Below are 13,222 nucleotides of genomic sequence, written 5' to 3'. Positions count from 1 at the left end.
TTCATGGAGGTGTTTTTTTTTGACTGTTTTCGATATTGAAATATACCGTTTTATGCTAGGGAATATTAGTGAATATGTAGTTGTGGAGTTAAATTACTCTAGTGGAAATTGAGGATTATTTAGGATAGTTGTTGATGGATAAGAACAATCTCAGTTGGAGAAAATATTTGTGAACTAAAAAAATGTTCAAATTATAAGGATTGGGAGGACTAAATATGTCATCTGAAATGGAAGATATACATCGTACTGGTAGAGACATTAATGACGTAATAGTACACTTTGGTGGGCAAGCTGAGAGTGTTTTTAGTTCATTGGCTGAACAAGGTCGAGTTTCAATACAAAAGAAAGCAGACGAATTAGCTGCGCAGTATCTTGAAGGTAATCCTAACCCAGACTATTATGATTGTGTTCAAATTGTAGCAGAGGGAGTTTTTACAGCAGGAAACGAAATCAAGGCTAGCAGTGGTTCTTGGGGAGAATCAGTAGATGCAGCACTTGATGCTGGTGTTGGAACTCCAGCGGCAAAAATAGCTTGTAAAAGAATAACGATGTCTCATTAATTTTTGAAAAAGCATAGGCGTAAAAAGCTTATGCTTTTTGATATTTATAATTTCTATTATCCTCTCCCAAAATATAAAAAAGAAGAATCGATTTCTCAATCCTTTCGATAGCGAATTATAATATAAAACTTTTGAAGGGTTTAAAGAATGTTAAACTGGAGCGAAAAATCAAAGTTATGCCCGAAGATAATAAATTAAAATAGTTTATCCGTTTTTTCGACGTTACGAAATTCGATCAATACTGCGACTGGGTTAAAGCTCGATTAATCTTTGATACTGGAGCTAGGAGAGGGTAATTGTTGGGAGTTGTAGCATCTGATATAGATTTGCGGCGCAATGCATTGTTATTACGCAAAAAAGTCTGGAAAACAGCGCTTTGTTTATTATTCGCAGAAAACAGAAATCATCTTAAATCGTGATACTGGATTTGATCCATCAGCAGATTTAGGGAAAGAAATTCTTAACATGTTTTGTGGGGCTTTATTTGTGCCTCACCAAAGACCTTGAAGTCATTTGAACTAACTTTAACGCTCTTTAAAAATTACTTTAAGCATGAACTCAGAATTACAGATGCCTACTTGTTATTATATAGCTATGTGATAGGGATAGAGGTAGCTTAAAAAGGACTTGTGTGTAATTTTAAGCGCAAGTCCTAGATAGGTGTGTGATGGTTATTGTTTCTATTGTTGATAAGGGAATAATAGTCTTGTTAACGTTTTAATTTTTCATGATTTCTTCCAATAATATGGTTTGCGTTTGAGTTAGTAGAGGAATGTAAATGTGTGACAGATGAGAATTACCTTGGACATTTTCATTATAAATCTCTATTATCAAAAGAATTTTTACATTCTTTCTCACTATATTTTGTCTCACCCTCAAATAGGTCAGTAACACCATCCGCTGAAAGTACGTCTTTTTCACAAAATTGCTGAACTTGTTTTCCATTTTTAGTTATTCCATAATAATAGGTTGTATTCGGCTCATCTTTAAAAATAACCATATAGTGTCCGTGATAAAAGTCTTTATTTATTAAGTACTTTGGCTCAACATAATGTGATTTTTCAATTTTTTCGTCTGTATAGCCCTTCTCTTCCAAATATTCCGGAACATACTTATTAGCGATGTATTTTGTATATGGATTACCATTGCTTAGTACATAAATAAAACCTGTTGGAATAGCAATGAATTAGGATGCTAATTGTAATATATATCTTTTTTTTCTTCATTTTACGTCACCCTACTTTATTAACAATAATCATTTTACGTACAAGTCCTTGATGAGCTGTATGATAGGCTTTGTTTTGCTTATTGAAAAATGAAATACCCCTATTATTTCGAGTAAAATTAAGCTATAAACCATTTGATCAATTTATCCACCAAAACAGCATTTAGTGTAATTTTATACTATTTTGGTATTTAGTCAATTGAGAATTGCTACTTATTCGCAGTTTTAAATAATATCGTTTAACGGAGTTGGGTTGAATTTATGGAAAAATAATCTCATATTCTAAATGAAGGATGGACATTTGGAGGGGGAGTAAAGATGGGGTTATTTGATGGGATAATAGGTAATGCAAGTGAAGTTAATCTAGAAAAGTTAAAGGAAGAAGTTAAAGGCTTATTAACACCTAATGAAACGATTAAGAATGCTTACAAAATAATAAGAGACACGTTTATTTTTACGGATAAAAGACTTATCTTAATCGATAAACAAGGAGTGACCGGAAAGAAAACACAATACCATTCAATTCCATATAAAAGTATTCTTCATTTTTCAGTTGAAACGGCAGGGACATTTGATTTAGATGCAGAGTTGAAAATTTGGGTTTCAGGTAATGAATTACCGATACAGAAAAGCTTTAATAAATCAACTAACATATATAAAATTCAAAGTGTATTGGCGGAACATGTATTAGGAAAGTAATAAATTAAACGATCAACAATGCTGTTGATCGTCTATAACTTATTTCAGCGTGTGTCCATACACCCGCTGAAATAGAGGAGCTGAGTCTAAGAACGCCACGTACTGTGGCGATTTATCTGTGCGAAAGCGAAGCAACAGCAACAGCAACAGCAACAGCAACAGCAACAGCAACAGCAACAGCAACAGCAACAGCAATAACAACAACAACACACGACAGAGTGATCAACATCGGATTGGCCAAAGCCTATTCCGGACACAATAATACCGAGGTATAATTGATTTGGGGTGATAACAGATGAAAACCGTAAACATACAGCTTGACGAAAAAAACTCGTTAGAAATAACGCAGATAGAAGATAATTTATTTGAAGTGCGGCTTGGAATGAATGGAAGCATTAACGTTTACTATATGATACGTGAGCAACTTTTGAATTTTGATCAATTAGGTGCTCATTTGCGCATTGGGTCTATTCTGGAGAAAGATTAAGAGCCATCATTCGACTCTGTATAAATGGTTTCCGAGGGATATTTATTTAGTATTGAAGGCCTAAGTAAGATTATGAAAATTATGACAGATATATTATCTGATTTTTACGTTAGTTGAAGATTTAATAAATTTCCTGATTGTTAATAGTGAAATTTATACAATTTGGACAGTGAGAATTTGAGAACTGATTATAATATTACTTTTGTATAGTATAAATCACCTAATTATCATATTAAAATGAAAATATTGGATGTGAATATTACTTATAAAGTATGTGTATCTTCTTTCTGAGTAGTGACAATTGTCTCTAAACAAATGTAAATAGATTGTATATACTTACAGTTAGAGGGAAGGAGGAGGTAGCTTGATTCTAGTTCGAAATGATAAATTCGAAATAACGGAAGAAAATGGCAAGGTATATATGCTTACTTACAGTGCCGGGTTTCCATTAAAAGAATTTGATAGTATTTTACGAAGTCATCCCCGACTCAAATTATCAAATTTTTCAATACTAAAAAATGTCTTAGCAACTGAAAGCACAAGCCCTATTGAAATTGGACGCTGGCTTCCAAATGTTGAAGCTGAAGTTGCAAGAGATAAAATGTCTGCCTCAATATTTATCTATGAAACACATGACTATATTCTAAAGAATAAAGAGAAATTAACGGAACAAATTTTGGAAACTATCAAAAACGAAGGAATTGTTAACGGCATATTAGATTTTGATATTTCTAACATTGAGACAGGAAAAGCATTTTTAATTGCTCAAGGTACACAACCAATAGCAGGAACAGATGCACAAATTACATACTTACCTAAGCCAGAGAGAAAGCCAGTAATTCGTGAAGATGGCAAAGCTGATTATTATGACATGAACTTTATTTCTGAAATATCCGAAGGTTCGTGGTTAGGCGAGAAAATCCCTGCGACATTAGGTAAACCAGGGGAAAATGTACTAGGTGAAATGATGGCTGCAGTACCGGGTCGTGATTTTCATATACGATATGATAAAAAATCGGCTTATGAAGTGGAAGAGGATGGGAAGACTGTCATCCGTTCAAAAATAGCTGGTGTATTAGATGATGTCAAAGGCATGATCGGTGTTAATAGACATTTGCCAATTAATGGAGACGTTGGCGTTGAAACAGGGAATCTCGAATTTAATGGCTCGTTAAGTATTAGAGGAACAGTTACATCAGGCTATACAGTCATTGCTACTGGAGATATTTCTATCGAGGGTGCCGAAGGTGTAAGCGGTGCCAAACTGATTAAATCCCTTGAAGGCGACGTCTATATTCGCGGAGGGATTTTTGGTCTAGGGTCAACGCTTGTAGAGGCAGGAGGCAATATTTTCGTTAAACATGTTAATGAAGCAAATCTTGTTGCAGCTGACAGCATTCATATAGGATCTTATGCATTGGGATCCCAGCTCACTGCCCATTCTATCTTTGTGGACGAACGAAAAGGAAAAATTATTGGCGGTCGTGCAGTAGCCAAAAATACAATCGTTACGGCCATCTCAGGAAATCGTTTAGAGCGTCGAACTGATTTAATTATCGAAAGCGTCAATAAACAAGAAAGCTATTCTATTATGCAAGAGAAGGCGGGGAAGCTTAAGCAACTGCAATCAGAAATCGCTGAGCACGAGGGAAAAATTAAAAGCTTACTGCCACTCCTGAACCAATTGTCTAAGGAGCAAATAGCTACATTTGAGGGTACAAAACAAATTTTAACAAAATTGAAAGCGGATGCAGTGACCATTGATCGTGAGGTTAAACTCATAATGGATGAAATGCGTCATGCTGGAAAAGAGGAGATTATTGTTACGAAGGAAGCGCATCCTGGTACCTATATTCAAATTGGCAAAAAATCATCCTTATTAAGTAAGATTAAAAAGGGTAAATTTCTTATTGAATTTGGTGAGTTAAATGCTTAGTGAATCTTTTATTCCTGTATTTGCACATCGTGGGGCATCAGCGTATGCACTTGAAAATACTTTGAAGTCTTTTGAAAAGGCATTAGAGCTAGGGGCAGATGGAATTGAATTAGATATCCAGCTTTCAAAAGAGGGCATTCCAGTAGTGTTTCATGATCCACAGCTATCAAGATTAGTAGGCATCAATAAGCTTGTGAACGAATGTACGAAAGAGGAGCTAATAAGCTTTAAACTTGGGAAGCCGTGGAGACGATTATTTTCAACGTACAAAATTCCGACGTTTGAAGTTGTTTTAGCATGGGCAAATTCTCAACAGCTCCCACTTAATATTGAATTAAAATCAACACTCCTTGATAATAAAAGCGCACTTATACAAATGCTACATGGGCTTACTTTGCCTGTTGGCAGTCATTTTTCATCGTTTCACTATGAGCTTTTAGAGATTGTGAAACAATATAAGCCAGACTATGAAACAGCACTTATAGCAACTAAAAAAATAAAATGGGATTTGCTTCGTGATTACAAAGCAATTGATAGTGTTCATATGCATAAAAGGTATTATAAACCAAGATATTTAGAGGCTTGTGTAGCGAGTGATAAAGCATGTCGTTTTTATGCAATTGATGGGAATGAAGCATTTTTAACAAATCCCCATCCTTCTGTAATTGGTTGGATTTCTGATTTTCCAGATAAAGTGATTAAGCGACAACAACGTTAATCAATGTCACCTCGGTAAAATTGTTGCTGTCGCTTCGCTTTCGCACAGATAAACAATGTTGCTGTCGCTCTGCTTTCGCTACAGATAAACAGTGTAGCTGAAGATTTTGAATGAAGATAAAAATAGCTATCCAATAAGTTTGTTGAGACTTATTAGGATAGCTATTTTTATTTTTTCTGGAAGCGCGGAGCCACTTTTCCATTTTTCCGATCGCGGTGAAGTAAAAAACCTGCGAAAAAGCCAAAGCCTATAACAAAAAGAATAATGCCAACGACAAATTGTAGCCATAAAAATGGGAAAGGTGAAATGAGCTTACCAAATAATGTATCACGCATAAATTTAATGCCACCTGCAGCCATAAGACCGGGAATAAGCATTACTATAAATGCAGCAAAACGAGCCATGCATGTCCCTCCTTATTCCTAAGTTTAATTGTACCTGTGGATATTGGAATGTCAAGAAACGTTATAAAACTATGGAACTGATGAACTCAAAAACAAGTAAGACAAAACGTGATGATTGTAACTGAATCTTTAGAAAATTCTTACTTAAACAAGAAAATGTAATAATAGTTGCTAAATTGTGAAATTGTCAGTATTGTAAAATTAAATGGAGCAATATTATCCATTGTTAAACAATTTTAAATTTTTTCAGCAGGTGTCCAAATACCTGGTGAAAGAATTTAAAGCCTCCGGCGGATGTCACAGAATCGGAAAACAATTCAATATAGGATGTTAGCCTAATATCATCGCATCCATGCGAAAACGGCTAACTGACCTGCGTCGGTAAAAACGCCACGTCCTGTGGCATTACCGAAATGACCGACATCGTGTCGGCCCTCGTGCAGGCCTATACACAAAGCCGATTCCGGACGCAGTTATGCCGAGGCATAATTGATACACTAATTATACTGAATTGGAATGGGCATTTGGGGATGCACTTTCCAAAGCAAAGGGGCGAGTTTTCATGGAAATCTTCAAGTATATGGAAAAGTATGATTATGAACAATTGGTATTTTGCCAAGATGAAGCATCAGGGTTAAAAGCGATTATCGCTATCCATGACACAACACTTGGACCAGCATTAGGCGGGGCACGTATGTGGACATATGCATCAGAAGAAAATGCAATAGAGGATGCATTGCGTTTAGCAAGAGGGATGACCTATAAAAATGCTGCAGCTGGTTTAAACCTTGGCGGTGGAAAAACGGTTATTATCGGTGACCCATTTAAAGATAAAAATGAAGAAATGTTCCGTGCACTAGGACGTTTTATCCAAGGGCTTAATGGTCGCTATATTACGGCAGAAGATGTAGGTACAACAGTAACAGATATGGATTTAATGCATGAGGAAACAAATTATGTAACGGGAATTTCCCCTGCTTTTGGTTCATCAGGAAATCCTTCACCAGTAACTGCATACGGCGTTTACCTTGGGATGAAAGCGGCAGCAAAAGAAGCATTTGGATCTGACTCATTAGAGGGACGTACTATTTCTGTACAAGGTTTAGGAAACGTAGCCTACAAGCTTTGCGAATATTTACATAATGAAGGTGCAAAACTTGTTGTTACAGACATTAATCAAGCGGCAATTGATCGCGTTGTGAATGATTTTGATGCGACTGCTGTAGCACCGGAGGAAATCTATTCACAGGAAGTTGATATTTTCGCACCTTGTGCATTAGGGGCGATTTTAAATGATGAAACGATTCCGCAACTAAAAGCAAAGGTTATCGCAGGTTCTGCCAATAACCAACTACAAGATTCTCGACATGGTGATTATTTACATGAATTAGAAATAGTCTATGCACCTGATTATGTAATTAATGCTGGTGGAGTAATAAATGTAGCTGATGAATTATATGGATATAACCGTGAACGTGCAATGAAACGTGTCGAAGGCATTTACGATAGTCTTGAAAAAATCTTCGCGATTTCTAAACGTGATGGTATACCGACGTATGTAGCAGCTAATCGTTTGGCAGAAGAACGTATCGCTCGAGTATCAAAGTCTCGTAGCCAATTCTTAAAAAATGAAAAAAATATTTTACACGGTCGTTAATAACCGCTTATTCGTTGAAAGAAGTCGCATTGTCGACTTCTTCTAACTTTATCGTAAATTAATAGATTACATGAATGATTAGCATTTGTCTCACAAGGGGGAATCTATATGGCTCAAAACTATGATGTTGTCATTTTAGGCGGAGGTACAGGGGGCTATGTAGCTGCAATTCGAGCTGCACAGTTGGGCTTAAAAACAGCTATTGTCGAACGTGAACGACTAGGTGGAACATGCTTGCATAAAGGCTGTATACCAAGTAAGGCCTTACTTCGAAGTGCTGAAGTGTATCGTATGGCAAATAAAACTGCGGCAGAATATGGTGTTCATATTGAAGGGGTTACATTGCAATTCGACAAAGTGCAAGAAAGGAAGCAAGCTATTGTTGAGCAATTGAGCCAAGGTGTGAATACACTGATGAAAAAGGGTAAAATAGACGTTTATCAGGGAATAGGGCGAATTTTAGGTCCATCTATTTTCTCACCGATGCCTGGCACTATTTCAGTTGAAATGAGTAATGGCGATGAAAATGAAATGCTAGTTCCGACAAATGTTGTCATTGCCACAGGATCAAAGCCAAGAGGAATGGCGGGACTAACGGTTGATGGTAAATATGTGATGAACTCTGATCATGCATTGGAAATGGAAGAACTGCCAAAGTCGTTGTTAATTGTTGGCGGAGGAGTTATTGGAATTGAATGGGCCTCGATGCTTTGCGATTTTGGGGTTTACGTAACGGTCATTGAATATGGGCCATCCATTTTACCTGCAGAGGATGCAGATGTTGTAAAAGAAGTAACAAAGCAACTTGAAAAAAGAGGCGTCCGCATTGTGACGAACGCTCGCTTAGATTCGGGATCATTTAAAATCGAAAATGATAACGTTTTCATTTCTGCAAAAGTAAATGATAAGGATGAATTATTTGAGGCAGATAAATTATTGCTTTGTGTTGGACGTGAAGCCAATACACAAGGTATTGGTTTAGAAAATACAGAAATAGAAGTAGAAAATGGATTTATCAAAGTCAATGATTCGTATCAAACGAAGGAATCACATATGTATGCCATAGGGGATGTTATCGGTGGCTTACAATTAGCGCATGTTGCCTCACACGAAGGGGTGTCTGCTATTGAGCATATTGCAACGGGTAAAACAGAGGGACTTGATGTTCTAAATGTTCCGAAATGTGTTTATTCTTACCCTGAGGTCGCAAGTATTGGCTTAACAGAAAGGGATGCACAAGAGCAAGGTTATTCAATGAAGGTTGGTAAGTTTCCGTTCAAGGCGATTGGAAAAGCACTAGTTAATGGAGAGACAGATGGTTTTGTAAAAATTGTTGCTGATGAAGAAACGAATGATATTTTGGGTATTCATATGGTAGGACCACATGTGACAGATTTAATTGGAGAAGCATCGCTTGCTAAATTATTGGATGCAACGCCTTGGGAAATAAGTCAGGCCATTCATCCACATCCGTCATTGAATGAGGTGCTAGCGGAATCGGCGTTAGCGGTGGATCATCGCGCCATTCATTTTTAAGATTCACAGTTTTTGTAACTAAAGTCTAGGGTCAAAACAAAAATCTGTTCTTGATTAACAGGTAGATTGATAATAGTGCTCATAAAGAGGAAGGTGACGTCGTTCGTGGAAAACGTCCTTTCTGGAGTGGAATGTGCAATCAAGTACATATTTTGATGAAGAGCCATAATTACTTTAGTTATCTGTATCCAGAAAGGTGTTTTTGTAGCGAAAGCGAAACGTTCGAAAGGGGTGTTCGTATGCAAGGTGTTCAAATTAAGCATGAGGATTTAGGGTTAACAAATGAAGATGTGCTTGCAATATTCGAAACGATGTTAATGGCAAGAAGACTAGATGAACGAATGTGGTTATTAAATCGTTCTGGTAAAATTCCGTTTGTTATTTCTTGTCAGGGCCAGGAGGCGGCGCAAGTAGGGGCAGCCTTTGCTCTTGATCATAACAAAGATTATATTGCACCTTATTATCGTGATATGGGTGTTGTTTTACATTTTGGTATGACACCGAGAGAATTGATGTTATCTGCATTTGCTAAAGCAGAGGATCCGAACTCGGGTGGGCGCCAAATGCCAGGTCATTTTGGACATAAGAAAAATCGTATTTTAACAGGTTCTTCGCCAGTTACGACACAAGTTCCGCACGCGGTGGGTGTAGCTTTAGCAGGGCGCCTACAAAAGGAAGATTTTATTACTTTCGTTACACTCGGTGAAGGTTCATCTAACCAAGGTGATTTCCATGAAGGTGCGAACTTTGCAGGAGTGCATAAGCTTCCAGTAATTATAATGGTAGAAAATAATCAATATGCAATTTCTGTGCCAGTTGAACGTCAATTAGGCTGTGCGAAAGTATCGGATCGCGGTATTGGCTATGGTATGCCAGGTGTTACAGTTGATGGAAAATGTCCGTTACAAGTATATAAGGTTGTGAAAGAAGCGGCTGATCGTGCTCGTAGAGGTGAAGGTCCAAGTTTAATAGAGACAGTGACGTATCGCTTAACGGCCCATTCTTCGGATGACGATGATCGTCAATATCGAACTGCTGAGGATATAGCTGAAGGAAAGGCAAAGGATCCAATTTTGTTATTTGAAAAGTATCTAATGGATACTGGTGTTATGACGGAAAAACTTCGTGTTGAAATAGAAGAACGTGTCATGGCAGAGGTGAATGAAGCAACAGATTATGCAGAAGCTGCTCCGTATGCACCACCAGAGCATGCTATGAAATACGTATATGCACCAGTGGACGGAGGTGACGTGTAATGGCAGTAATGTCCTATATTGATGCGATTACGTTAGCGATGAAGGAAGAGATGGAACGTGATGAGCGTGTTTTCATTTTAGGAGAGGACGTTGGTCGTAAAGGTGGGGTTTTCAAAGCGACAGCAGGTCTTTACGATCAATTTGGTGAAGATCGGGTACTTGACACACCTCTTGCAGAGAGTGCTATTGCAGGTGTTGGTATTGGTGCTGCGATGTATGGAATGCGTCCAATTGCCGAAATGCAATTCGCTGACTTCATCATGCCTGCAGTTAACCAAATTGTTTCTGAGGCAGCAAAAATCCGCTATCGTTCAAACAATGATTGGTCTTGCCCGATGGTTATACGTGCACCATTTGGTGGAGGTATTCACGGAGCACTTTACCATTCGCAATCTGTAGAGGCACTTTTTGCAGGAACACCAGGGTTGAAAATTGTTATACCTTCAACACCGTATGATGCTAAAGGCTTATTAAAAGCAGCGATCCGCGATGAAGATCCAGTGCTATTTTTTGAGCATAAGCGTGCATATCGTCTTATTAAAGGCGAAGTCCCAGTAGACGATTACACATTGCCGATTGGTAAGGCAGATGTTAAGCGAGAAGGGGAAGACGTTACTGTTATTACGTATGGTTTAGCTGTCCATTTTGCATTACAAGCTGCAGAGCGTCTAGCAGCAGATGGTATTTCAGCGCATATTCTTGACTTACGCACGGTTTATCCGCTTGATAAAGAAGCAATCATTGAGGCCGCAAGTAAAACAGGTAAAGTTTTACTAGTTACTGAGGATAATAAAGAAGGCAGCATTATGAGTGAAGTTGCAGCAATCATTGCAGAGCATTGTTTATTTGAACTCGATGCACCAATTCAACGTCTTGCAGGACCTGATGTTCCGGCAATGCCGTACGCACCGACGATGGAAAAATATTTTATGATCAACCCTGATAAAGTAGAGCGTGCGATGCGAGAACTTGCCGCATTCTAATATAAATGGATCTATTTCTGTTATCCACTCATGTGGTGATAGAAGCTTTTAAAAGAAAGTTAATGAATATTACAGGTATTTTAAGACTCTTCATCGAAAGTTCGGGATGACATTTCTTAAAACGTTATGTCGTGTATATAAGTTGATTGGAGTTGAGACTGGGTTACTCCTCCTAGGGGTATTGGACGCCCCTAGGAGAGCGTCAAGTCGGTACGGAAATCAACCCCACTTTATGGTGAAGAGTATATTATAAAATATGATAGTAATTTGATAGATACAATTACACCTAGGCATAATTGATGGGGGGAATAGATGATGGCTATTCAAAATATTACAATGCCACAGCTCGGCGAAAGTGTAACAGAAGGTACGATTGAAAAATGGCTTGTCAAACCAGGTGATACAGTAAAAAAATATGATCCACTAGCAGAAGTTGTTACAGATAAAGTAAATGCAGAAATCCCATCTTCTTTTGAAGGAGTCATATCAGAGCTTCTTGCAGAGGAAGGGCAAACGTTACCGGTTGGTGCAGTCGTTTGTTCCGTTGAAATAGCAGGTGACAGTGAGTTACCTCCACCACCTCCAGCTAAAAAATCAGCGGTAAGTACGGCAATTTTAAATGCAGGTGTACAAAAGAAACAGGAAACTCAGCAACCACCTCCAGCTACAAGAGAATTACAAAAAACAGTTCGTCAGGATAAAGTACGTTATTCACCAGCTGTTCTTCGACTTGCACAAGAGTATGAAATTGCCCTTGATCAAATCACAGGTACTGGTGAAGGTGGACGTATTACAAGAAAAGACCTAATGAAACTGATTGAAACAGGGAATGTGCCAACGCCTTTAGTGGAAACATCACCTGTAGTCGATGAAAAAGTTCCGCAATCAGCACCGGATACAACACATGCAGCACAAGAGAATACGAAAGCGGTCACACCTACACAACCAATGCAAGCAGGCGATATAGAAATTCCAGTAACGAAGGTGCGCCGTGCGATCGCCAATAATATGGTACGAAGCGTTCATGAAGTGCCACATGCATGGATGATGATGGAAGTGGACGTCACAGATCTAGTAGCATATCGTGATAGCATAAAGGCTGAGTTTAAGCAAAAAGAAGGATTTAATATTACGTATTTTGCTTTCTTTGTAAAAGCTGTGGCTCAAGCTCTAAAGGAATTCCCGATGATGAACTCTATGTGGGCAGAGGACAAAATTATTCAAAAGCATGACATCAATATATCCATTGCAGTCGCAACAGATGATGCGTTATTTGTTCCTGTTATAAAACACGCTGATGAAAAATCGATTAAAGGCATTGCGAAGGAAATTCATGAGCTTGCAGGGAAAGTTCGCGCCGGAAAATTATCGATGGATGATATAAAGGGTGGTACATTTACGGTTAATAATACGGGTGCATTCGGCTCTGTTCAGTCGATGGGCATCATTAATTACCCACAAGCGGCCATCCTCCAGGTGGAAAGTATTGTGAAAAAACCAGTTATTTTACCTGGTGGAATGTTCGCAGCACGAGATATTGTGAATTTATGTTTATCTTTAGATCATCGAGTTCTTGACGGACTTGTTTGTGGTAAATTCTTAAAAAGAGTTAAAGAAATACTCGAAAATACAAATAAATCTTCAACGTCAGTCTACTGATGACTTGTCGGAAGCCTGTTATATAACGGTTTCCGATTTTTTTTTGCTTTGCGAGTCGCAATTTGTCATGTAGAATAACAAATAGAAACTACTAAGGGGGGA

The 13,222-nt window shown here is 38.0% G+C and carries 13 protein-coding genes; 11 read left to right on the top strand and 2 right to left on the bottom strand.

The genetic code is table 11. The features are described 5' to 3' along the window. The first annotated feature begins 215 nt into the window (after positions 1 to 215). Positions 216 to 560, top strand: a complete 345-nt coding sequence (locus ACFTQ7_RS03375) for a hypothetical protein (protein ID WP_349660577.1) — start codon at positions 216 to 218, stop codon at positions 558 to 560. 814 nt (positions 561 to 1,374) lie between these two features. Here the strand turns inward: ACFTQ7_RS03375 and ACFTQ7_RS03370 are convergent. After that, positions 1,375 to 1,683, bottom strand: coding sequence for a DUF3139 domain-containing protein (locus tag ACFTQ7_RS03370; protein ID WP_386827476.1), 309 nt, complete (start codon positions 1,681 to 1,683; stop codon positions 1,375 to 1,377). A gap of 420 nt (positions 1,684 to 2,103) precedes the next feature. On the opposite strand from ACFTQ7_RS03370, the gene ACFTQ7_RS03365 reads away from it, so the two are divergent. The 5 genes from ACFTQ7_RS03365 to ACFTQ7_RS03345 all read left to right on the top strand — a co-directional run bounded on the left by ACFTQ7_RS03365 (position 2,104) and on the right by ACFTQ7_RS03345 (position 5,625). Next, positions 2,104 to 2,484 (top strand): PH domain-containing protein, encoded by a 381-nt coding sequence (locus ACFTQ7_RS03365; protein ID WP_323647051.1) that lies wholly within the window; start codon positions 2,104 to 2,106, stop codon positions 2,482 to 2,484. 104 nt (positions 2,485 to 2,588) lie between these two features. Continuing rightward, positions 2,589 to 2,759 carry a hypothetical protein gene (locus ACFTQ7_RS03360; protein ID WP_386827287.1) on the top strand — a complete coding sequence of 57 codons (171 nt, stop codon included), beginning with the start codon at positions 2,589 to 2,591 and terminating at the stop codon, positions 2,757 to 2,759. Between the two features lie 20 nt (positions 2,760 to 2,779). Continuing rightward, positions 2,780 to 2,971, top strand: a complete 192-nt coding sequence (locus tag ACFTQ7_RS03355; protein ID WP_386827285.1) for a hypothetical protein — start codon at positions 2,780 to 2,782, stop codon at positions 2,969 to 2,971. Positions 2,972 to 3,335: 364 nt separating this feature from the next. Continuing rightward, entirely contained in the window at positions 3,336 to 4,907 is a 1,572-nt protein-coding gene (locus ACFTQ7_RS03350; protein WP_386827284.1) for a flagellar assembly protein A, read from the top strand. Then, the gene (locus tag ACFTQ7_RS03345) at positions 4,900 to 5,625 is read left to right on the top strand and encodes a glycerophosphodiester phosphodiesterase (protein WP_349660574.1); all 726 of its coding nucleotides are present in this window, start codon (positions 4,900 to 4,902) and stop codon (positions 5,623 to 5,625) included. Before ACFTQ7_RS03350 ends, ACFTQ7_RS03345 begins: the two co-directional genes overlap by 8 nt. Before the next feature lie 167 nt (positions 5,626 to 5,792). Here ACFTQ7_RS03345 and ACFTQ7_RS03340 read toward each other — a convergent pair whose 3' ends face one another. Next, positions 5,793 to 6,029, bottom strand: a complete 237-nt coding sequence (locus ACFTQ7_RS03340; protein ID WP_079561768.1) for a DUF2627 domain-containing protein — start codon at positions 6,027 to 6,029, stop codon at positions 5,793 to 5,795. 562 nt (positions 6,030 to 6,591) lie between these two features. On the opposite strand from ACFTQ7_RS03340, the gene ACFTQ7_RS03335 reads away from it, so the two are divergent. The 5 genes from ACFTQ7_RS03335 (at position 6,592) to ACFTQ7_RS03315 (ending at position 13,120) form a co-directional block, all read left to right on the top strand. Continuing rightward, positions 6,592 to 7,686: a Leu/Phe/Val dehydrogenase gene (locus ACFTQ7_RS03335; protein ID WP_386827282.1), complete on the top strand. Its 1,095-nt coding sequence runs from the start codon at positions 6,592 to 6,594 to the stop codon at positions 7,684 to 7,686. Positions 7,687 to 7,794: 108 nt separating this feature from the next. Beyond that, on the top strand, positions 7,795 to 9,222 hold the full coding sequence (lpdA, locus tag ACFTQ7_RS03330) for a dihydrolipoyl dehydrogenase (protein ID WP_386827280.1): 1,428 nt from the start codon (positions 7,795 to 7,797) through the stop codon (positions 9,220 to 9,222). A 239-nt stretch (positions 9,223 to 9,461) separates the two neighbouring features. Then, complete coding sequence (locus ACFTQ7_RS03325) at positions 9,462 to 10,478, top strand: thiamine pyrophosphate-dependent dehydrogenase E1 component subunit alpha (protein WP_386827279.1); 1,017 nt, start codon at positions 9,462 to 9,464, stop codon at positions 10,476 to 10,478. Then, positions 10,478 to 11,461, top strand: a complete 984-nt coding sequence (locus tag ACFTQ7_RS03320) for an alpha-ketoacid dehydrogenase subunit beta (protein WP_386827278.1) — start codon at positions 10,478 to 10,480, stop codon at positions 11,459 to 11,461. The genes ACFTQ7_RS03325 and ACFTQ7_RS03320 overlap by 1 nt, the downstream gene beginning before the upstream one ends. A 315-nt stretch (positions 11,462 to 11,776) precedes the next feature. Beyond that, on the top strand, positions 11,777 to 13,120 hold the full coding sequence (locus tag ACFTQ7_RS03315; RefSeq protein ID WP_386827277.1) for a dihydrolipoamide acetyltransferase family protein: 1,344 nt from the start codon (positions 11,777 to 11,779) through the stop codon (positions 13,118 to 13,120). Positions 13,121 to 13,222 lie beyond the last annotated feature (102 nt).

The organism is Lysinibacillus sp. NPDC056959 (assembly GCF_042674095.1).
Classification (GTDB): domain Bacteria; phylum Bacillota; class Bacilli; order Bacillales_A; family Planococcaceae; genus Lysinibacillus; species Lysinibacillus zambalensis.
Note: the sequence above shows the minus strand (reverse complement) of the source record. Positions and strands in the feature narration are given on the sequence as shown.